We start from the raw sequence: 24237 nt of genomic DNA, 5'->3' as shown, positions 1-24237 counted from the left end.
TGACGCTCGGCATCCTGCTGCTCGGCCAAAATCTCGTTCATTCCACACCTTCCTCAACCGGCGGCATATTATGCCCCAGTAATCGCAACACTTCGCCCGCCGCCTCGACCAGATTGGTCCCGGGCCCGAAAATCCCCTGCACGCCCGCGTCGCGCAGCGTCTGGTAATCCTGCGCGGGGATCACCCCGCCCGCGATCACCTTGATGTCGCCACGCCCGGCCTCGCGCAAATGCCCGATCAGCTCGGGAATCAGCGTCTTGTGCCCCGCCGCGAGCGAGGATGCACCGACCACGTCGACATCGCTCTTGATCGCCAGCTCGGCGGCTTCGGCCGGCGTCTGGAACAACGGCCCCGGCACGACGTCGAACCCGAGATCGCCGAACGCCGACGACACGAGGTTCGCGCCGCGATCATGCCCGTCCTGCCCCATCTTGGCGACGAGCATCCGCGGGCGGCGGCCATTGCGTGTCTCGAGCGAGACGACGCCTTCCTTCAGACCCTGCCACGCTGCGTCGAACTCATGCGCGCCGCCGTAGATGCCCGAAACCGGCGTCGGCACGGTATCGTAGCGCCCGAACACATCCTCCATCGCGGAGGAAATCTCGCCGAGCGTCGCGCGCTGCCGCGCACATTCGACCGCGAGCGCGAGGAGGTTCGTTTCCATTCCTCCCCCAACGGGGGAGGGGGTGTGCGAGCTTTGGCCTGCCCCCGGCAGGCCAAGAATGTGTCCGGGGGACACATTCTCGCTCGCGCACCCGGCTTCTTCAGCCGGGTGGTGGAGGGGTTCTACCGCACGCGCTGCGCCCGGATCGACCCCTCCACCGTTCGCTGAATGCTCACGGTCCCCCTCCCCGTTCCGGGGAGGGGTGCGCGCACCCTCGCGCAAGGCGTCCAGCGCAGCCTGGCACTTCGCCTCGTCACGCCCGGCCTTGGACCGGGCAATCCGCGCGATCTGCGCCTCGCGCACAGCGACATTGTCGACGTCGAGAATATCGATCGGATCCTGCTCGGCGAGCTTGTACTTGTTCACGCCGACGATGACGTCCTCGCCCTTGTCGACCCGCGCCGCGCGGCCCGCAGAGGCTTCCTCGATCATCGCCTTGGGCCAGCCCGCCGCGACCGCCTGCGCCATCCCGCCCTCGGCCTCGACGCGCTGGATGATCTCCCACGCCTTGTCGACCAGCTCCTCGGTCAGGCTCTCGATGTAGTATGAGCCGCCGAGCGGATCGACGACCTTGGTCATCCCCGTCTCTTCCTGCAGCACGATCTGCGTGTTGCGCGCGATCCGTGCCGAGAAGTCGGTCGGCAGCGCGATCGCCTCGTCGAGCGCGTTGGTGTGGAGACTTTGCGTGCCCCCCAGCATCGCCGCCATCGCCTCGACGGTTGTGCGGATCACATTGTTATACGGGTCCTGCTCGGTCAGCGACACGCCGCTCGTCTGGCAATGCGTCCGCAACATCTTGGAGCGTTCGTCCTTCGCGCCGAGATCGGTCATCACGCGGTGCCACAGCTTGCGCGCGGCGCGCAGCTTGGCGATTTCCATGAAGAAGTTCATGCCGATCGCGAAAAAGAAGCTCAGCCGACCGGCGAACGCATCGAGATCGAGCCCGGAGGCCATCGCCGCCTTGGCGTACTCCCGCCCGTCCGCGATCGTGAACGCCAGCTCCTGCAGCTGCGTCGCCCCCGCTTCCTGCATGTGATAGCCAGAGATCGAGATGCTGTTGAACTTCGGCATGTGCGCCGACGTATACCCGATGATGTCCGAGATGATCCGCATGCTCGGCGCTGGCGGGTAGATATACGTGTTGCGGACCATGAACTCCTTGAGGATGTCGTTCTGGATGGTCCCGTCGAGCAGATGCTGCGGCACGCCCTGCTCCTCGCCCGCGACGATGAAAAAGGCGAGGATCGGGATCACCGCGCCGTTCATCGTCATGCTGACCGACATCTTGTCGAGCGGGATCCCGTCGAACAGGATCTTCATGTCGTCGATCGTGTCGATCGCGACCCCCGCCTTGCCGACGTCGCCGGTCACGCGCGGATGGTCGCTGTCATACCCGCGATGCGTCGCCAGATCGAACGCGACCGACAGGCCCTTCTGCCCGGCAGCAAGGTTGCGGCGATAAAAGGCGTTGGACGCTTCCGCGGTGGAGAAACCGGCGTACTGCCGGATCGTCCACGGCCGCCCCGCGTACATCGAGGCACGGACGCCGCGTGTGAACGGCGCGAAACCGGGGAGGCCGGGGTCGATGTCCGCCACGTCCGCTGCCGTATAGAGCGGCTTGACGTCGATCCCTTCGGGCGTGTGCCAGGTCAGGTCCTTGCCCTTGACCTCCTTCGCCGCCGCTGCTGCCCAGGCGTCGAGCGTCGGGCGCTTGCTCGGCTCGGGAAGATCGCGCGGGGCCGGCGTGCTGCCGGCGTCCTCACCCGTATTCGTTTCAATCTCTGCCATCAGGTGCCTGTGAACCGTGGCTTTCGTTTCTGCAAGAAGGCCATGCCGCCTTCCATCGAATCGGCGGTGCCCCGGACGTGGCGCTGGTTTTCGGCCTCCTGCACCATCGCCGCGGCGTAATCGGCTTCATACGCATGCCGGATCTGGCGACGAATCAACCCCATCGCGACGGTCGGGCCAGCGGCGAGGCGTTCCGCCAATACGACCGCTTCCGCATCGAGCGAATCGTCGGACGTGACCTTGTGGATCATCCCCCAGTCGAGCGCCTTTGCGGCGGGAACGCGCTCGCCGAGCAGCATCATCTCGGTCGCGCGCGCACGGCCGATGAGGCGCGGGAGCATCCACGACGCGCCGCCATCGGGAACGAGCCCGATGTTGACGAACGCCTGGAGGAAATAAGCGGTGTCGCTCGCGACACAGAAATCGGCGGCGAGCGCGAGGCTGCAGCCGATCCCGGCGGCTGGCCCGCGCACCGCGCTGACGACGGGTACGGACAGGTCGGCGATCGCGGCGATCGTCGGGTTATAGGCTTCGGTCAGCGCCTTGAAGGTGCTGTTGCCGGGATCGTCGCTGCCGAGCGCACCGCCGCCGACGTCAGCGCCCGAACAGAAGCCTCGGCCAGCCGCAGCAATCAGCACTGCGCGGGCGCCGTCGAGTTCGGAAAGCGCGGTTCGGAGGTCGTCGAACATCTGCGGCGGGGCGGCGTTGAGCCGGTCGGGGCGGTTGAGCGTGACGATCAGCACGTCGCCGCGCCGTTCGGTCTGGATCATGGGGTCGGGCATCACTTGGTCCTTGGAAACATGCTGTCGGTGGTAGCGTAAGGCGGGGGCTTGTTCGCCCCAGTCCAGCGGTCGAAGAAGGCGGGTACCTCCCCCACTCCCCGTCATTCCCGCGAAGGCGGGAATCCATTATCTTGAACGTTCGAGGCGAATGGCAAGGCCAGCCCTAATGGATCCCCGCCTCCGCGGGGATGACGGATGGGGGAGTATGGAGCCCCACACCTCACCCCGCCGCCGCCAGCGCCGCGAGCAACAGCAGCGCGACGATGTTCGTGATCTTGATCATCGGATTCACCGCCGGCCCCGCGGTATCCTTGTACGGATCCCCCACCGTATCCCCCGTCACCGCGGCCTTGTGCGCCTCCGACCCCTTGCCGCCGTAATTGCCATCCTCGATGAACTTCTTAGCATTGTCCCACGCGCCGCCGCCCGACGTCATCGAGATCGCGACGAACAACCCCGACACGATCACCCCGAGCAACATCGCGCCCAGCGCGGCAAACCCCTCGGCCTGCCCCGCGACGAAGGTAATCACGAAATAGACGAGGATCGGCGACAGCACCGGCAGCAGCGACGGCACGATCATCTCGCGGATCGCCGCGCGCGTCACGAGGTCGACCGTTCGCGCATAATCCGGCCGGCTGGTGCCAAGCATGATCCCCGGATTTTCACGGAACTGCGCGCGGACTTCCTCGACCACCGCGCCCGCCGCACGGCCGACCGCGGTCATCCCCATCGCGCCGAACAGATAGGGCAGCAACGCGCCAAGCAGCAGACCGACAATGACGTAGGGGTTGGACAATGCAAAATTGACCGTCAGCGTCGGGAAATCCCGCGCCAGATCGGACGTATAGGCGTTGAACAGCACCAGTGCCGCCAGCGCCGCCGAGCCGATCGCATACCCTTTGGTCACCGCCTTGGTGGTGTTGCCGACCGCGTCCAGCGCATCGGTGCGATGCCGCACGTCATCGGGCAGCCCCGCCATCTCGGCGATGCCCCCCGCATTGTCGGTGACCGGCCCGTACGCGTCGAGCGCGACGACCATCCCGGCCTGCGCGAGCATCGCGGTCGCGGCGAACGCGATCCCGATCACCCCCGCCAATTGATACGCCGCGATCACCGCGACGACGATCACCAGCGTCGGCAACGCGGTCGATTCGAGGCTGATCGCGAGCCCCTGGATCACGTTGGTGCCGTGCCCCGTCTCGGACGCCTTGGCGATCGAGCGGACCGGGCGGAAGTTGGTGCCGGTGTAATATTCGGTGATCCACACCAGCAGGCCAGTGACCGCCAGCCCGATCATCATGCACCAGAACAATTGCATGCCAGTAAAGCTCGCGGCGGCCACACCCGCGATCGCCTCGGGGCTCGCGCCATCCAGAAACGCATTGCCCCCGATCCGCGCATCCATGTCGCCAAGCGTGTAGCGCGTGACGACATAGATCGCCGGGATCGACAGCCCGACGCTCAGCCAGAACCCCTTGTACAGCGCACCCATGATCGTGCCCTTGCCGAGCCGTACCGCGTACGTCCCGACGATCGACGTCAGGATGCACACCCCGCCGACGATCAGCGGCAGCGTCATCACGTTGAGCAGATGATCCGCATTCTTTAGCGCGAGCGCGACCGAGATCATCGTCACGCCGATCGTCACGACATAGGTCTCGAACAGATCCGCCGCCATCCCTGCGCAGTCGCCGACATTGTCGCCAACGTTATCGGCAATGGTCGCAGGATTGCGCGGGTCGTCTTCGGGGATTCCCGCCTCGACCTTGCCGACCAGATCCGCGCCGACGTCCGCCGCCTTGGTGAAGATGCCGCCACCCAACCGCGCGAAGATCGAGATGAGCGACGCGCCGAACGCCAGCGCGGTCAGCGCCTTGACCACCACCGGCGCGCCCGCATCGGCACCGTTCGGCCCCGCGAGATACAGGAACGTCCCCGAGATCGACAGCAACCCAAGCCCCGCGACGAGCAACCCCGTCACCGCACCCGACCGGAACGCCATCGTCAGCCCGCCTTGCAGCGACGTCCGCGCGGCCTCGGCAGTCCGCACGTTGGCGCGGACCGAGATGTTCATGCCGACATATCCCGCCACGCCCGACAGCACCGCACCCAGCGCGAAGCTCAGCGCGGAGACAGGCGTGCGCATCCCGTCGAGGAAGACCCAGACCAGCAGCAGGACGATGACGCCGACCACCGCGATCGTGCGATATTGCCGCCCGAGATACGCCTTTGCCCCCTCCTGGATCGCGGCGGCGATATCCTGCATCTTTGCGTTGCCCGCGGGCGCTCGGAGAACCTGCTGGCTGGTGATCGCGCCGTAGGCGACGGCGATCAGGCCACAGATGATGGCGGCATAGACGATCGTCATGCTGTTCCTTTCCTGAAGTCCGGCAAGGATCGCGACCGCGGTCTCGTCCCCGCTCTTGGGCGTCATCCTACAGGCGGAGGATGGGTTGGCAAGCAGGCGCGCCCGGGGCTTATTGGTTGTGCTGGAACCCCAGATTGCCGGGGAGCGGAACGGCTTCACCCGCGTAGACCAGAATCAGCCCGGTCCCCGCTGAAAACCGGCCAACGCGCGTCGCGGCACAAGGCAAAGCGACGTCGGGCGCGGCGGCGAACAGGAGCTGGTAATCGTCCCCCGCCGTCGCTGCTGTAAGCCGCGCTGCGCGATCGTCACCCGCGCAGGTGCGATACGCGTCAGACAGTGGAACGTCGGCCAGGTCGACCGTGACGGAAAGCCCGCTCGCCGCCGCCATCCGCTGCGCATCGATCAGCAGCCCGTCGGACACGTCCATCATCGCGCTGACGACACTGCCCAGCGCGCGCCCCTCGACGAGACGCGGCTGCGGTCGGCGATAGGCAGCGAGCAATTCGACGGGGCCTGTTTGCCCCCGCGCGATCTTCAGTCCTGCGCCCGCATCCCCGATCGTGCCGGTCACGTAAAGCGCATCGCCCGCCCGCGCGCCGGTGCGGATCGGTGCGGTCGCGCTCCGGCCGATGGCGGTGAGCGTAATGACGCGAGGGGCATGCGCCGGAAGCGATACGGTGTCGCCGCCGAGCAGCGGGGCACAGAAGGTGGTCAGCGCGTGTCCGAAGCCTTCGAGAAACGCGAAGTCCCAATCCTCACGCCCCCCTTCTTGCTCCCCCCCTTCTCGCTTCCCCGGCGCAGGCCGGGGCCCAGTCGAGGTAGCCATGGTAACGTCTGACTGCCCTCCGCCATGGTCGGCCCGCGACTGGGCCCCGGCCTTCGCCGGGGAAGCAAAGCAAGAAGAAGCCGGTATCGCCCGCAACGGGTAGTTGAGCATCACCCCCACCGGCACCGCGCCCTTGGCCGCCAGATCCGACAAATTGGTCGCCACCAGCTTCCACGCCACGTCCCCCGCCGGATCACCGGAAAGATAATGCACCCCCTCCACCAGCGTATCGGTGGTAAGCACCAGATCCCCCAGCCGCGCCGCATCGTCGCGCAGGTCGAGCGCGCCGGGATGGAGCGGGAGGCGGCGCAGCGCGACGAGGAATTCGGCTTCGGTCATGCGCTGGGGTCTAGCGGGAGTGACAGCCCAAAAGGTACGAATTTTTCGGGGTAGTCGCGCCACGCCCCGCAACTAGGGTCGTCGCCATGACCATGACCGCACGAGACGGAATCGGAACGCTGACCGAAAAGGAGAAGCAGACCCTCCGTCTGATCGTGCGCGGACACGATGCGAAATCCACTGCGCGCAGCCTCAACCTGTCGGTCCACACGATCAACGAACGCCTGCGCGATGCACGCCGCAAGATGGCGGTGTCGAGCAGCCGCGAGGCCGCGCGCATCCTGTTCGAGGCGGAGGGCGATGCGCTCGCGCCGCCGCCCCCCGAATTCCCTGTGGACGCGGGAATCGGGGAAGACGCGCCACGCGCGCCGACCGATCAGGACGGTGCGCCCAGCAGTGGCGTCGGGCCGGCGCACCGCCGCCCCGCCCTTATCGTCGGAGTCCTGTCCATGACACTCGCGCTCGCGCTGCTGGCCCTTGCCGCCGTACCGCAAACCGCCCCGACCACACCGCCGTCGCCAGCCGCCTCCAGCGAAACGCCGGATGCGGCGGTGGTCGACACCGCGCGGCAGTGGCTCGCGCTGCTCGATCAATTCCGCTGGGCGGAAAGCTATCGCCTGACCGGTCGCGCGTTCCGCAAGCTCAACACCGTCCAGGCCTGGACGGCAGCGTCAAACAGAGCGCGGGTCCCCCTTGGCGCGGTGGTGTCGCGCGGCTTCGACAGCCAGCAATATCTGCCCGCGCCCCCCGCCGGCTATGAGGTGGTGAAGTTCCGGACGAACTTCGCCAACAAGGCCGGGGCGGTCGAGACGGTGACGCTCGTCCAGGAAGGCGGCGCGTGGCGCGTCGTGGGGGTGACGGTGGGATAAGCCGTCCCGGTCGAGCCTTCGGGCTCAGTCCTCGCGCTTCGCGCCGTCGAGCAGTCGCGCCTGCCGTTCGGCATCGGCGGTTGCGGCAGCGCGTTCGGCCTTCGTCCGCCCGAACGCCGCGCGATTGGCGGCAGCCCCCTCGGTGGCGGCGTCACGCGCGCGGGCCTTGCGGGCGCGGCGGAGGTTGATGACCTCCGCCATGCTCAGCCGCGCACGTCCTTGGCGATCGCGTCGAGCAGCCCGTTGACGAAGCCAGCTTCCCGCCTGTCGAAGAAGGCGTGCGCGACGTCGACATATTCGGTGATGACCGCAGCCGTTGGCACGTCTGCGCGCGCCATCAGCTCATAGGTGCCTGCCCGCAGGATCGCGCGCATCGCCTTGTCGAGCCGCGTTAGGTTCCACCCCTTCGCGAGCTTGCCCGCGATCGCGGTGTCGATCTCGGACAGGCGCGCGGTCGTGCCCTTCACGACGTCGTCGAAGAAATCGACCTCGGGCTCGGCATATTCGGCATCCTCGATCGTCGCACCGAGGCGGTGGTTGTGGAATTCGTGGAGCAGCACCGGGATCGCGGTGGCTTCCATGTCGTGCTGGTACAGCGCCTGGACGGCGGCGAGACGCGCGGCGGCGCGCGCCTTGGAGCGCGGGGCGGTGCGGGGAGTGGAATGAGAAGACATTGCGCGGCCCTTAAGGGAAAAAGCCGCGTACGGGAAGCGGGCGCAACCTAAGCCCCTCCCCTTCAGGGGAGGGGTTGGGGTGGGGAAGTCCCGTAGAACTTCGATCTCTGCGAGGCACTGCCCCACCCCCAACCCCTCCCCTGAAGGGGAGGGGCTAAGAGGTTAGAGCCGCAACGCCACCGACCTTGCATGCGCCGGCAACCCCTCGGCCTCCGCCAGGGCCACCGCCGCCGGCCCGATCGCCGCCAACCCCTGCGCGCCAAGCTCCAGGAAGCTCGTCCGTTTCATGAAGTCGAGCACCGACAACCCGCTCGAGAACCGTGCCCGCCGTCCGGTCGGCAACACATGGTTCGGCCCAGCGACATAATCGCCGATCGCCTCGGGCGTATGCCGCCCCAGGAACACCGACCCGGCATGCCGCACCCGGTCGAACAACGCCTGCGGATCGTCGCACGCCAGTTCGAGATGCTCGGGCGCGAGACGGTCGACCAGTGGCAGCGATTCCTCGAGGCTTGCGGTCACGATGATCGCGCCATTCGCGTCCCACGCCGCGCGCGCGACCTTGGCGGTCGAAAGCGTGCCGATCTGCAGATCCACCTCCTCCGCCACCGCGCGCGCGAAGGCGGCGTCGTCGGTGAACAGGATCGACTGGCTGGTTGGGTCATGCTCGCTCTGCGACAACAGGTCGGCGGCGATCCAGTCCGCCCGGTTCTTGCCGTCGGCCACGACGACGATCTCGGATGGCCCCGCGACCATGTCGATCCCGACCACACCGTACAATTGCCGCTTGGCCTCGGCGACCCAGGCGTTGCCCGGCCCCGTCACGACATCCACCGCGCCGATCCGCCCGGTGCCATAGGCAAGCGCGGCCACCGCCTGCGCGCCGCCGATCCGCCACATCTCGTCGACGCCGGCGACATGCGCAGCGGCGAGCACCAGCGGGTTGACCTCGCCATTGGGGGTCGGCGTCACCATCACCAGCCGGTCGACGCCAGCGACCTTGGCAGGAATCGCGTTCATCAGCACCGAAGAGGGATAGGCCGCGCGCCCGCCGGGGACATACAGCCCCGCCGCCGCAACCGCATTCCACCGCGCGCCGAGCCGGACGCCCGCATCGTCGATCGTGTCGCTGTCGGCGGGCTTCTGCTTCTCGTGATAGGTCCGAATTCGCGCCGCCGCGAGATCGAGCGCGTCGCGCAATTCTGGCATCAGCGCTTCATAGGCGGCGCGCCATTCGGCGCGCTCGATCCGCCAGCCGGTCTCGTTGAGATCGTGGTGATCGAACTTGCGCGTGAAGGCGTGGAGCGCGGCATCGCCCTCGTCGCGGACGCTCGACACGATCGTGCGGACGTCGCGCGCGACATCGGCGTCCGCCTCGCGGCGGGCGTTGACGAGGGTTTCGAACGCGCGCTCGAACCCGGGTTCGGAGGTTGAGAGACGGATCATATCTCGCTCCCCTCCCCTTCAGGAGTGTCAGGTGAATAGCCCCCCGGGCTATTCAGGTCAGGCCGGGGGCCTGACCGACCTGACACTGGGCTGGGGGTGGGGAAGTGCCTCGCAGAGACGTTGGCGCTGCTGGACAGCCCCACCCCAACCCCTCCCCTGAAGGAGAGGGGCTTTAGGTTTAGAAACACACTCACGCCGCCATCTCCTGCGAAACCGCGCGGCGGAACGCCTCGACCAGCGGCACGATTTGCGCGCGCGTCTTGAACGCGGCGCGGTTGACGATCAGGCGGCTGGTGACCTCGCAGATCACCTCGACCTCGACCAACCCGTTCTCCTTGAGCGTCCGCCCCGAAGACACCAGATCGACGATCCGCGGCGCGAGCCCCAGCAACGGTGCCAGCTCCATCGCCCCGTTCAATTTGACGCACTCAGCCGACACGCCACGCGCCGCGAAATGCGCTTCGGTGACATGCGGATATTTGGTCGCGATTCGCACATGGCTCCACCCGCGCGGGTCGTCATGCGCCGCCAGATCGGCAGGTTCGGCGACCGACAGGCGGCAATGCCCGATCCCAAGATCGACCGGCGCGTACAGTTCGGAATAATCGAACTCCGCCAGCACGTCCGACCCGACGATGCCCAATTGCGCCGCGCCATGCGCGACGAAGGTCGCGACGTCGAACGCGCGAACGCGGATCAGGTCGATCCCGGGATTGTTGGTGGTGAAGCGCAACGCGCGCGAATCCGGGTCGCTGAACGCGGCTTCGGGAACGATTCCAGCGCGTTCCAGCAAGGGAACCGCTTCGGACAGGATTCGCCCCTTGGGGACGGCGATGATGATCGGATCGGCCATATGGGTCGGGGCTTTACTTGGGCGGGGGGGTGGGCGCAACAACGCCCGAGAGAGCACCAAACGCTGCGCAAAAAGGATTGGTTCAATGGCCGACGAACAGACCAACCGCGCGCCTTCCTGATCCAGCAGCATTATTGTGAGCGCAACGCCGCGCCGATCTATGCGCGGATGTGCGCGGCGGTGGCGGCAGGCGTGACGCGGGACAGCGTGATCGGCGCGCGCGTGCTCGACTGGCCGGGCGAACCGACGCGCGATGCCCTGCCCTTGCGGCTGTTCGGCGGGCTGCATGCGCTGGTTCTGGCGGGGCAGGATGCCGGGCTGGCGGAGGTGTATGCGGGGCGCATGACAGACCCGGCGGAGATCGGCGCGACGCTCGAACGCGTGTTTGCGGACCATGCTGCGGCGTTGCTGCCGTGGCTCGACGGGCCGCCGCAGACCAACGAGCCGGGCCGCTCGGGCGCGCTGATCCTCGGGCTGATCGCGCTCGCGCAGCGCCACGGGCCGCGGATCGAACTGCTCGAGATCGGGTCGAGCGCTGGCCTCAACCTTCTGATCGACCGCTATCGCTTCGATCTCGGCGGCACCTGCTATGGCCCGGCGGACTCGCCCGTGACGATCCGCCCCGAGTGGAAAGGCCCCCCTGCCCCGTCCGCGTCGCTCGATATCGTTTCGGTGCGCGGCTGCGACATCAACCCGATCGACGCGACCGATCCGGCGGTCGCCGCGCGGCTCTCGGCCTATGTCTGGCCTGACACGCCCGAACGGCTCGCGCGCGTGCGGACCGCGATCGCGATGCTTGGCGAGCGCGGCGTCGATCTGGTCCAGGCGGATGCCGCCGACTGGGTCGAGGCGCGACTGGCCGAACCGCAGGCGGCGGGGGTGACGCGGGTGCTGATGCACTCGGTCGTATGGCAATATCTTCCGGAGCCGGTCGCGGCGCGAATCCGGGCGGCGATGCAGGCGGCGGGCGCCCGCGCGACGGCGGAACGCCCGCTCGGCTGGGTGATGATGGAGCCGGACCGTTCGGTCGGGCACCAGAATATCCGCGCGCGAAGCTGGCCGGGGGACGGTGCGTGGGAGACGCTCGCCACCGCGCACGCGCACGGGGCCTGGGTGGATACCGCCGGGGGGAGCGGAGATGCGCCGCTGGTGGCGCTGCCGGAGGCTGCGAAGGTGGCGGTTTGAGCCTTCCCCCTTCTTCCTTCTTCCTTCTTCCTTCCCCCTTCTCGCTTCCCCCTTCTTCCTTCTTCCTTCTTCCTTCCCCCTTCTCGCTTCCCCCTTCTTCCTTCTACCTTCTTCCCCGGCGAAGGCCGGGGCCCAGTCGCGAAACAGCGGCAAGAGAGCGCCGCGCGCGGTAACAAAAACCTTCGCTACTGGGCCCCGGCCTTCGCCGGGGAAGCGGCTGTCATTTAGAAGCGCCCATAACCAACCGCGCAGGCTTTCAGTTATCCCCCAACCACCCCCGGATCGCCGCGACCACCGCAGGCGCATTCTCCCACGGCACGAAATGCCCCGCATCGACATGCTGTACGGTCAGATCCGGCACCAGCGCGTCCAACCCCTCGAGCTGGCTTGGCAACAACGCGGCGTCCTTCATCCCCCAGATCACCAGCGTCGGCTGTCGCACCGGCGGGAACGGCGCGTCGAGGAACGCGGGGCGTTCGGGCGTCTCGTCCATCGCGGGGACGATGATCGCGCTCGCACGATACCAGTTGAGCATCGCGGTCAGCGCACCGGGCTGGCTCCACTGGTCGAGATAGATCGGTTTCTCGTCCGCGATCCTGTCGAAATCGGTGTGCTTCAGGAAGCTGCCGTCGAAGAACGCCGACAGGCCGATGCTGTCGATATGCTTTTCGAGATCGGGATTGCGGAAGGCGCGGATGTACTGGCTCGCCTCGCGCTGCGCCATGTCGTCGAACTGCGTCTTCTGGAAGACGAAGGGGTGCGGTGCGTTGATGATGACGAGGCGCGTGATCCGGTCGGGGTTCTGCAACGCCGCCATCCACGCGATCGCACCGCCCCAGTCGTGCCCGACCAGCGTAAACTGGGCGATCCCGAAATGGTCGGCAAGCGCGAGCAGGTCGGCGACGATCTTGTCGGGGGTATAATCGCTGATTTCCGAGGGCTTGGACGAGCGCGCGAACCCGCGCTGGTCGGGTGCGATCACGAAATGGTCGCGCGCCAGGTCCGGCATCACCGCGCGCCAGGTGCGGTGCGATTCGGGAAAGCCGTGGAGCAGGATGATCGGCGGGTTCGCCACGTCGCCCGCAGTCGCGACGTCGAGCGTCACCCCGGTGGGCAGGTCGATCCGGTGCAGGTCCTCAGCCATGTCTCTCTCCCTTTTTTGTTCTTCTAAAGCCCCTCCCCTTCAGGGGAGGGGTTGGGGTGGGGGAGTCCAGCAGAACTAAGCTCTCTGCGAGACACGTCCCCACCCCCAACCCCTCCCCTGAAGGGGAGGGGCTTAAGCAGACTTACGGATAGCTCACCGTCTTCGGCACCGCCGGGATCGGAATCCACTCCTTCTCGTCCCCCGGCACCCGCGCGAATTCGCCCGCGGTCCAGGCGCGCTTGGCTTCGTCGATCCGGTCGCGGCGCGACGAGACGAAATTCCACCAGACGTGCCGCGGGGTCGTGAACGCCTCGCCGCCGCACAGCGTCACGCGCCCGCCATCGGCCGAACGCAGCGTCGCCGCGATGCCGGGGCGCAGCACGTAAAGCATCATCGGCTCGAGCTTCATCCCGTCGAGGGTCGCCTCCCCCATCGCGACGTAGATCGCGCGTTCATCGGCGGCCGCATCGATCGGGACCGATCCGCCCGGCGCGAGCAGGATGTCCGCATAGATCGTACTGGCATAGGTCGTGGTCGGGGCGGTCACGCCCCACAGGCTCCCCATCACCACCCGCGCCTGTGCCCCCGGCGTCTCCACGGTCGGCAAACGATCGCGCGCAACATGTTCGAACGCTGGGTCCATCTCCTCGTCCTTTTCGGGAAGCGCGATCCATGTCTGGATCCCGGAAAGCTCCGGCCCGTGCGCGCGCTCGGCCGTGGGCGAACGCTCGCTGTGGACGATCCCGTGCCCGGCGGTCATCAGATTGACCGCGCCGGGCTCGATCGTCGCGAGGCTCCCGATCGAATCGCGATGGTCGATCGCGCCCGCGAAAAGGTACGTCACTGTAGCGAGGTTGATATGCGGATGCGGCCGCACGTCGATCCCCTCGCCCACGCTCAGCACCGCCGGCCCCATCTGGTCGAAGAAGATGAACGGCCCGACCATCGTGCGTGGCCGCGACGGCAGCGTGCGATGCACCTTGAAGCCACCGAGGTCGTGCGTCACCGGGGTGATCGTCTGGAGGATCAGATCGTCATTGGTCACAGGTCAGGCTCCAGAGCCGCGAGAATCTCGCTGAGATCGCTTGGAAAATAGGGTTCGTCGAGCGCGACCAATTCGGCGGGCGTGAACCAGCGCCAGCGCGTCATCACGCGCTGTTCGAGCGCGGTGTGGCCAGCCGTGTCGATCGCATCCGCGTCGGTCCGCACATGGAAATAGCGTTCGTCCACGCTCACCGGCACGCCCTCGATCGTGATGAACTCGACGTCGCGTTGCAACACTTCGGGGCCGGGGTCGGCATGGATCCCGGTTTCCTCGATCAGCTCGCGCCGCGCCGCGGTCGCATAATCCTCGCCCGGGTCGAGCGCGCCGCCGGGGGTGCACCAGAAGGGCGGGCGGTCGTCGGGGTCGAAACGGAACAGCAGCACGCGGTCGGCCGCGTCGCGCAACAGGATACGCGCCGCCGGGCGCAGCGCGCGCGCAATGCCCTCGCCGCTCATTCGCCGTCCAGCTCGGGATAATGGCGGAAGATGCCCTCGGTCGAGAACGGCAGGCGGCGCTCGCTTTTGAGATAGGCGCGGATCCCCGGCAATTCGGCGACCTGATCGTGGATCGCGATCACGCGCGGATAATCGCCCTCGATCGTCGCCATCCGCTTGGGGAACATGTAGCGCAGCCCCTCGACCAGCTGGAACAGCGACGTGTCGGCATAGGTCCAGCGATGGTCGACCAGCCAGTCCCCCTTGTGCGACGCAGCGGCCTGTTCGAAGTGCCGGAAGAATTTCGGGATCCGCTCGTCGCGGAAAGCATCGGCCGCGCCCAGGGCGGCGGTCTTCTGGTCCTCGTAATAGGCCATCATGTCGACCGGATGGTGGACGTTATGGATCTCGGCGACCATGTCGGACATCGTCAGCTGCAACTGGTTGAGCCACAGCCGGTCCGCCATGTTTGACGGCGCGAGATGATGCCGCTCCCCCAGGTACAGCAGGATGTTGGCGACCTGGCCGATCACCATCCCGTCGAGCTCGAGATACGGCGGCCCGAACGACCCGCGCTTCGCGGCATTCTTTTCGAGATTGGCGACGAGCGCCTCGACTCCCTGTTCGCGCGCGCAATCGACATAGTCGATCCCGGCGGCTTCCATCGGCAACCGGATGAATTCTCCGCGTCCCTGGATACTCGGCCAATACCACAGCCCGTACCGCACGGTCATTCTCCCGGTGCCGTTGCGCGGATCGCAAGGGCGTGGATGCGATCCCGCAGCAGATCCGCCAGCGCCTGGTTGACCAGCCGCTGCCGCTGCACCCGGGAGAGGCCGGTGAAGGCGGGCGCTTCGATCGTCACCGAGAAGTGCGATTCGCCCGTACCGTCGTCCCCCATGTGCCCGGCATGCTGCGCACTATCGTTGCTGATGTCGAGACGCGTGGGGGAAAGGGCGGAATTCAAACGATTTTCGATCTCGACGACGAGAGGAATGCGTTCGGCGGCACTGCTGGAAGGTTCGTTCATCGCGCCTATATAGGGCGCTTTTGCATCCTCAGGGAGCCTGCGTGGCGCGCGAATCCGAAAAGAAAGACCGACCCAATGCCCGCTTCCACGGCCGCGTGGAGGGGACCGGACGCCTGTGCTCGCACCCCGGTTGCACCGAACCGGGCGAATTTCGTGCGCCACCCGAGGAGGGGCCGGCGAACGGGTTTGAAGGGCCGCGGCCATATCGCTGGTTCTGCCTGGAGCACGTCCGCGCGTTCAACGCGCGCTACAACTTCTTCTCCGGCATGAGCCCGGACGAGATCCAGCAACAGCAACGGCCCTTTTCCGGATGGGAACGCGAGACCCGCGCATTCGCGCATTCGGGCGCGGACGTGCCGCCGAAATGGTCCGACTTCCATGATCCGCTCGACGCGATCGGTGCGCGGTTCCGCCGCGCGGCGGAGGCGCAGCGCAAGGACGGACGTCCGTTGTCGGAGGCGGACCGGCGCTCGCTCAAGGTGCTGGGGCTCGCGACCGACGTCGACCGGCGCGCGCTTCGCGAACGCTATGCCGAGCTGGTGCGGCGCTATCACCCGGATCGGAATGGCGGGGATCGGAGCTTCGAGTCGAAGCTGCAGGAGGTGATCGGAGCCTATACGCAACTGAAGGGCGCACCCGCCTTCGCTTGACCCCGGGCCACCCAGTGCCGGCGTGCGCCGCCATGCCCCCGGCCTTGTGCCTTCCCCACCGCGCCTGCGCGCTTGGGGGTCCAGGGTCGGCAATTCGTAGCAGATGACGCTGCCGTGCCGAGCGCCCGTCGCCTCTCCCCGAGTCGAGCGTTTCCCACGCGATTCCCGAACCTCCGGAAGGCGGCGCTTCGCCGCGCTTGAGCGCAAGAAGCCGGACGTCATCCCTCCGCCCGGCACGATTAGGAACTTTACCGCCCCCGCCTGAATGGGCATTGGAGAGATCGAAGCGCCGCACGCGGGACTTTGCCGCGGGCGATGCGTTTGGCGATGCGCGACCTCCCTGATCCTGCAGGGCGGCTTTTGGATTGAGCTCATGACCGATATCCCCAACACCCAGCCCGACAGCCGCGAGACGACGATCCTCGACGCGCCCGATCGCATGGTGAAAGTCCGCGACCTGTTCGGGATCGATTCGGACATGGAAGTGCCTGCGTTCAGCGAAGCCGACGAGCGCGTGCCCGATCTCGACCCGGCCTATGTGTTCGACGCGCCGACCACGCTCGCGATTTGCGCTGGCTTCGCGCATAACCGCCGCGTGATGGTCCAGGGCTATCACGGCACCGGCAAGTCGACGCACATCGAACAGGTCGCGGCGCGCCTCAAATGGCCGTGCATCCGCATCAACCTCGACGCGCACATCAGCCGCATCGATCTGGTCGGCCGCGATGCGATCGTGCTGCGCGACGGCCAGCAGGTCACCGAATTCCGCGAAGGCCTGCTCCCCTGGGCGCTGCAGACCCCGACCGCGCTCGTGTTCGACGAATATGATGCGGGCCGCCCCGACGTGATGTTCGTGATCCAGCGCGTGCTCGAGACCGAGGGCAAGCTGACCCTGCTCGACCAGAATCGCGTGATCCGCCCGAACCCGTATTTCCGCCTGTTCGCGACCGCCAATACGGTCGGCCTCGGCGACACGTCGGGCCTCTATCATGGCACGCAGCAGATCAACCAGGGCCAGATGGACCGCTGGAACATCGTCGTCACGCTCAACTATCTGCCCGCCGCGGTCGAGGCGCGGATCGTGCTCGCCAAGTCGGGCGAATATGACAAGCCGACCGGCAAGGCCGAGGTCGAGAACATGGTGCGTGTCGCGGATCTGACGCGCCGCGGGTTCATGAACGGCGACATCTCGACCGTGATGAGCCCGCGCACCGTCATCACCTGGGCGCAGAACACGCTGATCTTCGGCGACGTCGGCTTCGCGTTCCGGCTCTCCTTCCTCAACAAGTGCGACGAGACCGAACGGTCGCTGGTCGCGGAATATTATCAGCGCGTGTTCGGCAAGGATCTGCCCGAGAGCGTCGTCGGCGCAGGCGTGAAATAAGCGATGCTGCTCGTCGCCCTGCTCCTTCAGGCCGCAACGCCGACACCCGCACCGGTTCCGGCCCCGTGGGGGGTTACGACCAGGGTCAACGGCACGAGCACGGCGACGTCGGCGTCGGTCTGGTCGCTGGACGGCGCGGCACGGCTGGTGGTGCGGTGCGATGCCGCGAGCGAGAAGATCGTCTCGATCCAGTTCATTCCGCGCGGTGGCTTCCCGGCCGCGCTCCCGCGGCCCGTGTCGATGAACATCGACGATAACGGCTGGCTCGGGTCCAACTGGCAGTTCCCCGGAAGTGGCGCGTTCACCAGCCAGGATGCGATCGTCACCACGCTCGCCGCGCAGCTTGCGCATGGCAAGGCGATCAAGGTCCGCGTGATCAATCCCGACAATACGCCGATCGACGCGACGTTTACGGGACCGGCAACCGATGCGCCGGTCAAGCGCGTGCTGGCTGCCTGCGGCTACGAACTCGGGGTCGTACCGGCACGGTCGGCGGTTCCGGTGGCAGCGCCGGCTGCCAAGCCGACGCCCGCAGACGAGAAATAGACGATGCAGTTCGGCCGCCTCAACCATGTCGGCATCGCGACTCCGTCGATCGAGAAGTCGATTGCGATCTACCGCGACCTGATGGGCGCGACGCAGATCGGCGAGCCGTTCGACCTTCCGGCGCAGGGGGTGAAGGTCTGCTTCATCGATACCCCCAACACGCAGATCGAACTGATCGAGCCGTATGACGACGGCTCGCCGATCGCGGGGTTCCTCCGCAAGAATCCGGCGGGTGGGCAGCATCACGTCTGTTTCGAGGTGCCCGATATCCATGCCGCGGTCGCCGACCTGAAGGCGAAGGGCGCGACCCTTCTCGGCGAACCGCGAATCGGCGCACACGGAACGCCGATCGTGTTCGTGCATCCACGCGACATGGGCGGCGTCTTGGTCGAGCTGATGGAAACGCCGGTCGACGCCCACGACTGACGGCTAGGGCGCGCCCTTCCTTCTCCCCGCCACTTCCCCCATCCGTCATTCCCGCGCACGCGGAGATCCATTGATTCGAGATCTCCAAGAACAAACACCCCAGCCAGCCAGTATGGATCCCCGCCTCCGCGGGGATGACGGAGTGAAGGAGGCATATCCGCAGCCCCGCACCCCCGCGCTTTCCTTTTGGCGCACCTTCGGCTAAGGGCCGCGTTCCATATTTCCGCAACATCGCTAGAGGTTTGTTTGGCCAAGGAAGAACTGCTCGAAATGCGTGGACAGGTGGTGGAGCTTCTCCCCAACGCCATGTTCCGCGTAAAGCTCGAAAACGACCACGAAATTCTCGGCCATACCGCCGGCAAGATGCGCAAGAACCGCATCCGCGTCCTCGTCGGAGACGAGGTGCTGGTGGAATTGACGCCGTATGATCTCACCAAGGGTCGGATCACCTATCGCTTCAAGTGACGGCGCCGCTTCCGCAGGCGGGATCGCCCGGGAAGACACTGCCATGACGCTCGTCCTCGCCTCCGCCTCGCCGCGCCGCCGCGACCTGCTCGCGCGGCTCGGGGTGACGCCTGGCCGCATCGCCGCGCCCGACATCGATGAAAGCCCGCTCAAGGCCGAACCGCCCCGCGTCTACGTGACGCGGATCGCGGAGGCCAAGGCGCGCGCGGTGGAGCGTGGCGCGGGCGAGGTGATCCTCGCGGGCGACACGACGATCGCGCTCGGCCGCCGGATCCTCGGCAAGGCCGAAGACGAGGCCACGGTCCGCACGATGCTGGCCGCGCTGTCGGGCCGCCGCCACCACTGTCTTACCGCGGTCAGCGTGGTGGACGCCGCGGGCAAGCTCCGCACGCGGTTGTCGGACACGATCGTCGCGTTCAAGCCGCTCTCCCCCGCCGAGATCGACGCCTATGTCGCCTGTGGCGAAGGGCTGGGCAAGGCAGGCGGCTATGCCATCCAGGGGCGGGCCGAGGCGTTCGTGCGGTTCCTGTCGGGGTCGCATTCGGGGGTGATCGGGCTGCCATTGTTCGAAACCCGCGCATTGCTGCTCGCAGCCGGCGTGCCGCTTGGCTGAGTGGCTGCACGAGGCCGGAATCGGCGAAACCCGCGCCGCGCTGGTCGTCGACGGCACGATCGTCGAAGCGCGGATCGAACTGGATCGCCCCGGCCCGCGCCTGGGCGCGGTGTTCCCCGCCAGACTGGTCGAGATCACCGTCAAGGGGCGCGAGGGCCGCGTCCGCTTCGACGGCGGCGAGGCTGTGCTTGCGCCCCTGCCCCCCGGCATCACGCAAGGCGCGACGCTGACGGTCGAACTCGTCCGCGAGGTAATCCCGGAAGCGGGTCGCACCAAACTCCCGCGCGTCGCCCCCGCCGATGGCCCGACGCGCGACGGGCCGGACCTGTTCGCACGAATCACCGCAAGCGGCATCCCGGTCCGCACGGTTCATGCGCATGAACCCGACCTGCTCGAAGCCGCAGGCTGGTCCGAAGTGCTCGAGGAAGCGATGACCGGCGACATCGTGTTCCATGGCGCGGTCGGCGGCGCGCTCAGGATGAGCCCGACGCCGGCGATGACTTTGTTCGACGTCGATGGGTATCCCCCGCTCGAACCGCTTGCGCTGGCGGCGGCCAAGGCGGTCGCGGCGGCGATCGTGCGGATGGACATCGGCGGGTCGATCGGGATCGATTTCCCGACGCTCACCGGCAAGGCCGCGCGCGCCGCGGTGGATGCCGCGATCGACACAGGGTTGCCGCAACCGTTCGACCGGACCGCGATGAACGGCTTCGGCTTCGTCCAGATCATCCGTCGCCGTCCGCGCGCCTCGCTCCCCGAGCTGCTCCGCGCCGATCCCGCCGCGACTGCCGCGCGGGCGCTGCTGCGGCGAATCGAACGCACCCCGCCGCCCGCCCCGGCGAATCACCGAATCGGTCCGCGCGTGCTTGCCGTGCTCAACGCGAACCCCGACTGGACCGCCGCACTGGCGAAGCGTACCGGCGTCACCCCGATCTTCGAAAGCCTCTGATGCCCCGTAACAAACCCTGTCCCCTGTGCGGAAAACCGCTGTCCCAGGCGCATGCTCCCTTCTGCAGCCAAGGCTGTCGGGACCGCGACCTGCTGCAGTGGCTGGGCGAAGGCTATGCGATTCCGGTGACGATGCCGCCAGGAGATGAAGAAGACGGGCTAGACAGCACGAAATCACCCGACTAAGAGGCCGCTTCCCAGACGGCTCCAGCGGGGTCGGCCGGTGTGCCCGAGTAGCTCAGTTGGTAGAGCATGCGACTGAAAATCGCAGTGTCGGTGGTTCGAATCCGCCCTCGGGCACCATTTTTCGAAATGGTGTCGTTGCTACCTAGCCGTTGCCGAATGAGGCGATCCGCCCGCCTGTCATAAACGAATAGGCTTCAGCGCCGGCCTTCCCGCGCTCCGTCGACGTTTCGAAGATTTCAAAACACCCTGGCCCCCGCAGGTGCCTCCATGTTTTCTATCGGCCATTGGAAGCAACTGACGACAGGCGGATTCGAGGGCTATTCAATGACGACCGACCCTCGCCCGACCGGAGCCGTTGCGCTCGCACTCCTGCAAGGTCTGAGCATGGCGGCGATCGATCTCGACGATCGTGCCGACGCGGCGCCCTCAGCCTTCTAACTGAGCTTGTGATCCGACCATGGGTTCGATGTCGACCGGATCAATTCGACAAACCCACACATTCCCAGAGCCGTTCCCACGCCCGTCCGGCGCGCCGGCCCTTCCGGCAATCTGCGAACGCAAGCGATGCGGGTTATTCCAAACCTACAACCAGTCGGTTGAGATCTCGCCGCTATGCCCCTCCGGCGCCAGCACGGCGCGCAGAGCCTCCAGCAGGGGCGGCAGGGCCTGCGTGAAGGCGTAGGGCGGGTTGACGATATAAAGGCCTGCACCGTTATAGATGCCGGGCTGATCGTCATCGTACAACCAATGCTCCACCCACAGCATTTTCGGGATGCCGAGCTTGCGCAACTGCGCCTTCCACTCCCAATGCGTGGCGCGGTCTTTCAGCGGATACCAGATCACCGTGACGCCATGCGCCCATTTGCGGTGCGCCGCGGCGAGCGTGGACGTGATTCGTTCACGGTCATCGAGCTGCTCGTACGGCGGGTCGACCACCACCACGCCACGCGCGGTTCGGGTCGGCAGCATCGCGAGCCAAAGCTCGTAGGCGTCGCGCTCATGCACCGCGGCGGATGTGTCGCGCATCACGCCGCGCAGGGTATAGGCATCATCGGGATGTTTTTCGTTCAGGATCAGGAAGTCCTGCGGGCGCAGCAGCTGCGCCAGGATCCGCGGTGACCCGGGGTAGAAGCGGGGCTCGGCGGCGACATTCACCGCCTGTACGGCGGCGCGGTAATCGTCCAGCAGGGGATTGGGGTCGGCAAAGACCCGCAGCACACCCTGCGTGGATTCGCCGGTGCGTCGGGCGTCCCCGCCGTCAAGGTCGTACACTCCACAGCCGGCGTGGGTGTCAATCAGCGTTAGCGCGCCCGGCTTCTGCTGCAAGGCCCGCACGAGGGCGATCAGCAGGCTGTGCTTCACGACATCGGCGCTGTTGCCGGCATGGAAGGAATGACGATAATTCATTGCGATTCAAAACCCTGACGATCTGCCTGAATACGTGCTGCTGGGCGCGAGTGCCGAGCGCAAGGCGATTGGAGTAACCAATCCGTTGCTCGTATAAAGTCGGACGAAAACCTTCAACGCTCTTGCGCGCGAAGCGTCACGCTCGCGGCCGCGATCGCCACCATAAGTGGAAAAGCGAAGTCCCGGGCGCATGGTAATGGTCGATCATCGCGAATCCAATTGACGGATGCCGGCGGTTTTGACGTGACAGTGACCCGGATCCGGACGCTTACGCCCCCCTCTTGCACCTCGAAGCTTCCTCCGATCGTTGATGTCGGTTGCCGGGCAATGCGAGTCCGCAGCTTGTGCCACCAACGGCGGACGTTGGCGGCGCCCTGATGAGACGATCCCGTCGGCAGAGGGCGATGGCCACCGCGAGATTGGAGGTAAGATGCAGATCAGACCCGTTCAGGACAGCGACCCTCCGGCATTGGCCGCGTTGCTCAACGAGATCATTGCTCGCGGGGGCACGACCGCGTTTGAAACGGCCTTTACCGCTCAGGCAATGGCCGACGCCCTGCTGACGGGCCCCACGATTCTATGCTGTTTCGTCGCACAGGACGACGATGGATCGCTGCACGCTTTTCAAACGCTCATGCGGTCGTCTGCCCTTCCCGACGACATCGGCGACATCGCGACGTTTGCGCGGGTCGATCACACGCAAAAGGGCATCGGCACGCGGCTATTCGCGCAGACGCGGACGGAAGCGGCCAGGCAGGGCCTGTCGGCCATCAACGCGACCATCCGTGCTGACAACGCCGGGGGGCTGTCCTTCTATAGCCGCGTGGGATTCATCGATCACGACGTGGTCCGCGCGGCGCCCCTCGCGGACGGCACCCCGGTCGACCGGATCGGCAAGCGATACCCGCTTACTTGACGCTTCTCCGGTTTCCGCCCTGTCCTGGAACAGCGCTGCCCATGACGGTTACGACCGCCTGCTCCAGGTGGCGATCTCGCCCCGCAATTCGATCCGCGGGACTGTCATCCACAACGATGTCGGGCTCGGCCCCACGGTTTTCGATGATCTTGGCTCCCGCCTCGGTCAGGAGCGAGTCTTTCGGAACGGTGATGTAGGTCCCGTCGATCAGCAGCCATGGGCCCTTGATCCCACGCACACCGCCCAAGGTTCGCTGGCCGATGACCGCCCCCATGCCCCAGGTGCGGAAATAATAGGGAAACTGATCGCCGTCGGATGCCGAAAACAGGTTGGTGACCATGACCAGGCGCGGTGGAGCGATCGCCCCCGGCAAGGCAATGACGCCGCCTTCGCGGTTGCTGAAGATACCGCCCTGCGGGCGGCGCAACAGGTCGAGCACCGACTGGCTCGTGAAACCACCCAGATTGCCACGAACGTCGATCACCATACCCGCCTTGTCGGCCTGCCGATAATATTGGCGGAGGAAGTCCTCCGACCCGAGCGCGTTGAAGTCCGAGAGATAGGCGTAGCATACCCGACCTCCGCTCAGCCGTTCGACCATGGTGCGATTGCGGGCGATCCAGTCCAGCTTCCTGATCTCGCCCTCGCTGGCGACCGGGTCGACCGTGATCGTATGCGTGGGGCCATCGGACGTGGTCGCGATCGTCAGCGTCAGTGGGCTGTGGTGCTCCGCGAGCACACCATAGGGGTCGTCCGGTGCCTTCAGAGGCTCGCCATCGACCGCGAGCAGGAAGTCGCCCTCCTGCGCCTTGGCAGCGGGATCGCCGACCGACGCGCGGAACCGGTCGCTGATGCGCATTGGTGAATAGTGCCATCGTAGTTGGCGTGATATTATAGATCGGCCGATCGACGGTTATCCTTTGGCGCAACACAGGACTGGTCGGCTGGATGCATCGATGGTGCAACACTGATCACCCAAAAGCAGCAGCCCTTGATCGGGCATGTGCCGAACATCTCGCCGTCGAACGGATTTTCAGGCAAGAGTGTACGTCCGAAGGCGCGCCGCCGAGGCTCCGCGATCGCAGGGTGCGGGTGGCGCGGTCGCACCTTCGCGGCTCGGCCTGATGGGGGGCAGCGGTGCCTTCGGTACATCCACGCCATGCCTCAACGAATTTCGGCCGATCCCGCCAATTCGGGCTGGGTGCGGTTGCCTACGGAAACCAGCGACGGTGCGAACGCGTTCGTA

The 24237-nt window shown here is 66.6% G+C and carries 26 protein-coding genes and 1 tRNA gene; 12 read left to right on the top strand and 15 right to left on the bottom strand.

The genetic code is table 11. The features are described from left to right. Positions 1-37 precede the first annotated feature (37 nt). The 4 genes from scpA to RI03_RS04195 form a co-directional block, all read right to left on the bottom strand. Positions 38-2452 (bottom strand): methylmalonyl-CoA mutase, encoded by a 2415-nt coding sequence (gene scpA, locus RI03_RS04210; protein ID WP_010215447.1) that lies wholly within the window; start codon positions 2450-2452, stop codon positions 38-40. After that, entirely contained in the window at positions 2452-3234 is a 783-nt protein-coding gene (locus RI03_RS04205; protein ID WP_010215445.1) for an enoyl-CoA hydratase-related protein, read from the bottom strand. Before RI03_RS04205 ends, scpA begins: the two co-directional genes overlap by 1 nt. 220 nt (positions 3235-3454) lie before the next feature. Beyond that, positions 3455-5605, bottom strand: a complete 2151-nt coding sequence (locus RI03_RS04200) for a sodium-translocating pyrophosphatase (protein WP_026046436.1) — start codon at positions 5603-5605, stop codon at positions 3455-3457. A gap of 109 nt (positions 5606-5714) precedes the next feature. Next, the gene (locus RI03_RS04195; RefSeq protein ID WP_010215443.1) at positions 5715-6770 is read right to left on the bottom strand and encodes a thiamine-phosphate kinase; all 1056 of its coding nucleotides are present in this window, start codon (positions 6768-6770) and stop codon (positions 5715-5717) included. Between the two features lie 86 nt (positions 6771-6856). Here RI03_RS04195 and RI03_RS04190 point away from each other — a divergent pair, with 86 nt between their 5' ends. Continuing rightward, on the top strand, positions 6857-7639 hold the full coding sequence (locus RI03_RS04190; protein WP_010215441.1) for a helix-turn-helix domain-containing protein: 783 nt from the start codon (positions 6857-6859) through the stop codon (positions 7637-7639). A 24-nt stretch (positions 7640-7663) separates the two neighbouring features. On the opposite strand, the gene RI03_RS22590 is transcribed toward RI03_RS04190, so the two are convergent. From RI03_RS22590 to hisG, 4 genes are all read right to left on the bottom strand, one after another. After that, positions 7664-7840 carry a DUF4169 family protein gene (locus RI03_RS22590; RefSeq protein ID WP_010215440.1) on the bottom strand — a complete coding sequence of 59 codons (177 nt, stop codon included), beginning with the start codon at positions 7838-7840 and terminating at the stop codon, positions 7664-7666. Positions 7841-7842: 2 nt separating this feature from the next. Then, a complete protein-coding gene (gene nusB, locus RI03_RS04185; RefSeq protein WP_010215439.1) occupies positions 7843-8313 on the bottom strand; it encodes a transcription antitermination factor NusB in 471 nt (156 codons plus the stop codon). Between the two features lie 162 nt (positions 8314-8475). Next, the gene (gene hisD, locus RI03_RS04180) at positions 8476-9759 is read right to left on the bottom strand and encodes a histidinol dehydrogenase (RefSeq protein WP_010215438.1); all 1284 of its coding nucleotides are present in this window, start codon (positions 9757-9759) and stop codon (positions 8476-8478) included. Between the two features lie 190 nt (positions 9760-9949). Beyond that, on the bottom strand, positions 9950-10612 hold the full coding sequence (gene hisG / locus RI03_RS04175) for an ATP phosphoribosyltransferase (protein ID WP_010215436.1): 663 nt from the start codon (positions 10610-10612) through the stop codon (positions 9950-9952). On the opposite strand from hisG, the gene RI03_RS04170 reads away from it, so the two are divergent. Further along, positions 10613-11797 carry a DUF2332 family protein gene (locus RI03_RS04170; RefSeq protein WP_010215434.1) on the top strand — a complete coding sequence of 395 codons (1185 nt, stop codon included), beginning with the start codon at positions 10613-10615 and terminating at the stop codon, positions 11795-11797. Positions 11798-12053: 256 nt separating this feature from the next. Here the strand turns inward: RI03_RS04170 and RI03_RS04165 are convergent, their stop codons facing one another. From RI03_RS04165 to RI03_RS04145, 5 genes are all read right to left on the bottom strand, one after another. After that, positions 12054-12941 carry an alpha/beta fold hydrolase gene (locus RI03_RS04165; RefSeq protein WP_010215433.1) on the bottom strand — a complete coding sequence of 296 codons (888 nt, stop codon included), beginning with the start codon at positions 12939-12941 and terminating at the stop codon, positions 12054-12056. Positions 12942-13083: 142 nt separating this feature from the next. Further along, on the bottom strand, positions 13084-13986 hold the full coding sequence (locus RI03_RS04160; RefSeq protein ID WP_010215431.1) for a pirin family protein: 903 nt from the start codon (positions 13984-13986) through the stop codon (positions 13084-13086). Continuing rightward, positions 13983-14441 carry an NUDIX hydrolase gene (locus RI03_RS04155; protein ID WP_010215429.1) on the bottom strand — a complete coding sequence of 153 codons (459 nt, stop codon included), beginning with the start codon at positions 14439-14441 and terminating at the stop codon, positions 13983-13985. Before RI03_RS04155 ends, RI03_RS04160 begins: the two co-directional genes overlap by 4 nt. Then, positions 14438-15154 (bottom strand): glutathione S-transferase family protein, encoded by a 717-nt coding sequence (locus tag RI03_RS04150; RefSeq protein WP_010215428.1) that lies wholly within the window; start codon positions 15152-15154, stop codon positions 14438-14440. Before RI03_RS04150 ends, RI03_RS04155 begins: the two co-directional genes overlap by 4 nt. Continuing rightward, on the bottom strand, positions 15151-15450 hold the full coding sequence (locus RI03_RS04145; protein ID WP_010215427.1) for a BolA family protein: 300 nt from the start codon (positions 15448-15450) through the stop codon (positions 15151-15153). Before RI03_RS04145 ends, RI03_RS04150 begins: the two co-directional genes overlap by 4 nt. A 41-nt stretch (positions 15451-15491) precedes the next feature. Here RI03_RS04145 and RI03_RS04140 point away from each other — a divergent pair, with 41 nt between their 5' ends. The 9 genes from RI03_RS04140 (at position 15492) to RI03_RS04105 (ending at position 20785) form a co-directional block, all read left to right on the top strand. Further along, positions 15492-16100, top strand: coding sequence for a J domain-containing protein (locus RI03_RS04140; protein WP_010215426.1), 609 nt, complete (start codon positions 15492-15494; stop codon positions 16098-16100). Between the two features lie 373 nt (positions 16101-16473). Then, positions 16474-17484, top strand: coding sequence for a cobaltochelatase subunit CobS (gene cobS, locus RI03_RS04135; RefSeq protein WP_010162485.1), 1011 nt, complete (start codon positions 16474-16476; stop codon positions 17482-17484). Between the two features lie 3 nt (positions 17485-17487). Then, a complete protein-coding gene (locus RI03_RS04130) occupies positions 17488-18030 on the top strand; it encodes a hypothetical protein (protein WP_010215424.1) in 543 nt (180 codons plus the stop codon). Positions 18031-18033: 3 nt separating this feature from the next. Further along, a complete protein-coding gene (mce, locus tag RI03_RS04125) occupies positions 18034-18456 on the top strand; it encodes a methylmalonyl-CoA epimerase (protein WP_010215421.1) in 423 nt (140 codons plus the stop codon). Between the two features lie 246 nt (positions 18457-18702). After that, positions 18703-18921, top strand: coding sequence for a translation initiation factor IF-1 (infA, locus tag RI03_RS04120; RefSeq protein ID WP_010162480.1), 219 nt, complete (start codon positions 18703-18705; stop codon positions 18919-18921). Positions 18922-18964: 43 nt separating this feature from the next. Beyond that, complete coding sequence (locus RI03_RS04115; protein ID WP_010215420.1) at positions 18965-19534, top strand: Maf family protein; 570 nt, start codon at positions 18965-18967, stop codon at positions 19532-19534. Further along, complete coding sequence (locus tag RI03_RS04110; protein WP_010215417.1) at positions 19527-20483, top strand: hypothetical protein; 957 nt, start codon at positions 19527-19529, stop codon at positions 20481-20483. The genes RI03_RS04115 and RI03_RS04110 overlap by 8 nt, the downstream gene beginning before the upstream one ends. Further along, positions 20483-20668 (top strand): DNA gyrase inhibitor YacG, encoded by a 186-nt coding sequence (locus tag RI03_RS22585; protein ID WP_010162476.1) that lies wholly within the window; start codon positions 20483-20485, stop codon positions 20666-20668. Before RI03_RS04110 ends, RI03_RS22585 begins: the two co-directional genes overlap by 1 nt. A 41-nt stretch (positions 20669-20709) precedes the next feature. Then, positions 20710-20785, top strand: a tRNA-Phe gene (locus RI03_RS04105). A gap of 465 nt (positions 20786-21250) precedes the next feature. On the opposite strand, the gene RI03_RS04100 is transcribed toward RI03_RS04105, so the two are convergent. After that, on the bottom strand, positions 21251-22075 hold the full coding sequence (locus RI03_RS04100) for a 23S rRNA (adenine(2030)-N(6))-methyltransferase RlmJ (RefSeq protein ID WP_010215416.1): 825 nt from the start codon (positions 22073-22075) through the stop codon (positions 21251-21253). Positions 22076-22544: 469 nt separating this feature from the next. Here RI03_RS04100 and RI03_RS04095 point away from each other — a divergent pair, with 469 nt between their 5' ends. Beyond that, positions 22545-22991: a GNAT family N-acetyltransferase gene (locus RI03_RS04095; protein ID WP_010215415.1), complete on the top strand. Its 447-nt coding sequence runs from the start codon at positions 22545-22547 to the stop codon at positions 22989-22991. Here the strand turns inward: RI03_RS04095 and RI03_RS04090 are convergent. Continuing rightward, positions 22984-23850, bottom strand: coding sequence for a S41 family peptidase (locus tag RI03_RS04090; RefSeq protein WP_010215411.1), 867 nt, complete (start codon positions 23848-23850; stop codon positions 22984-22986). The genes RI03_RS04095 and RI03_RS04090 overlap by 8 nt on opposite strands. Positions 23851-24237: the final 387 nt, after the last annotated feature.

The sequence above is a fragment of the Sphingomonas sp. PAMC 26621 genome, assembly GCF_000251145.1.
Lineage (GTDB): Bacteria > Pseudomonadota > Alphaproteobacteria > Sphingomonadales > Sphingomonadaceae > Sphingomonas.
This window is presented reverse-complemented; position numbering and strand designations above follow the sequence as displayed.

Coding starts and splice junctions, on each gene's coding strand:
- RI03_RS04205 (WP_010215445.1), bottom strand. CDS start 3,234: ATGCCCGACCCCATGATCCAGACCGAACGGCGCGGCGACGTGCTGATC.
- RI03_RS04200 (WP_026046436.1), bottom strand. CDS start 5,605: ATGACGATCGTCTATGCCGCCATCATCTGTGGCCTGATCGCCGTCGCC.
- RI03_RS04145 (WP_010215427.1), bottom strand. CDS start 15,450: ATGAACGAACCTTCCAGCAGTGCCGCCGAACGCATTCCTCTCGTCGTC.
- RI03_RS04165 (WP_010215433.1), bottom strand. CDS start 12,941: ATGGCTGAGGACCTGCACCGGATCGACCTGCCCACCGGGGTGACGCTC.
- RI03_RS04100 (WP_010215416.1), bottom strand. CDS start 22,075: ATGAATTATCGTCATTCCTTCCATGCCGGCAACAGCGCCGATGTCGTG.
- RI03_RS04115 (WP_010215420.1), top strand. CDS start 18,965: ATGACGCTCGTCCTCGCCTCCGCCTCGCCGCGCCGCCGCGACCTGCTC.
- cobS (WP_010162485.1), top strand. CDS start 16,474: ATGACCGATATCCCCAACACCCAGCCCGACAGCCGCGAGACGACGATC.
- scpA (WP_010215447.1), bottom strand. CDS start 2,452: ATGGCAGAGATTGAAACGAATACGGGTGAGGACGCCGGCAGCACGCCG.
- RI03_RS04190 (WP_010215441.1), top strand. CDS start 6,857: ATGACCATGACCGCACGAGACGGAATCGGAACGCTGACCGAAAAGGAG.
- nusB (WP_010215439.1), bottom strand. CDS start 8,313: ATGTCTTCTCATTCCACTCCCCGCACCGCCCCGCGCTCCAAGGCGCGC.
- RI03_RS04090 (WP_010215411.1), bottom strand. CDS start 23,850: ATGCGCATCAGCGACCGGTTCCGCGCGTCGGTCGGCGATCCCGCTGCC.
- hisG (WP_010215436.1), bottom strand. CDS start 10,612: ATGGCCGATCCGATCATCATCGCCGTCCCCAAGGGGCGAATCCTGTCC.
- RI03_RS04195 (WP_010215443.1), bottom strand. CDS start 6,770: ATGACCGAAGCCGAATTCCTCGTCGCGCTGCGCCGCCTCCCGCTCCAT.
- mce (WP_010215421.1), top strand. CDS start 18,034: ATGCAGTTCGGCCGCCTCAACCATGTCGGCATCGCGACTCCGTCGATC.
- RI03_RS04130 (WP_010215424.1), top strand. CDS start 17,488: ATGCTGCTCGTCGCCCTGCTCCTTCAGGCCGCAACGCCGACACCCGCA.
- RI03_RS04155 (WP_010215429.1), bottom strand. CDS start 14,441: ATGAGCGGCGAGGGCATTGCGCGCGCGCTGCGCCCGGCGGCGCGTATC.
- RI03_RS22585 (WP_010162476.1), top strand. CDS start 20,483: ATGCCCCGTAACAAACCCTGTCCCCTGTGCGGAAAACCGCTGTCCCAG.
- RI03_RS04150 (WP_010215428.1), bottom strand. CDS start 15,154: ATGACCGTGCGGTACGGGCTGTGGTATTGGCCGAGTATCCAGGGACGC.
- RI03_RS04170 (WP_010215434.1), top strand. CDS start 10,613: ATGGGTCGGGGCTTTACTTGGGCGGGGGGGTGGGCGCAACAACGCCCG.
- RI03_RS22590 (WP_010215440.1), bottom strand. CDS start 7,840: ATGGCGGAGGTCATCAACCTCCGCCGCGCCCGCAAGGCCCGCGCGCGT.
- hisD (WP_010215438.1), bottom strand. CDS start 9,759: ATGATCCGTCTCTCAACCTCCGAACCCGGGTTCGAGCGCGCGTTCGAA.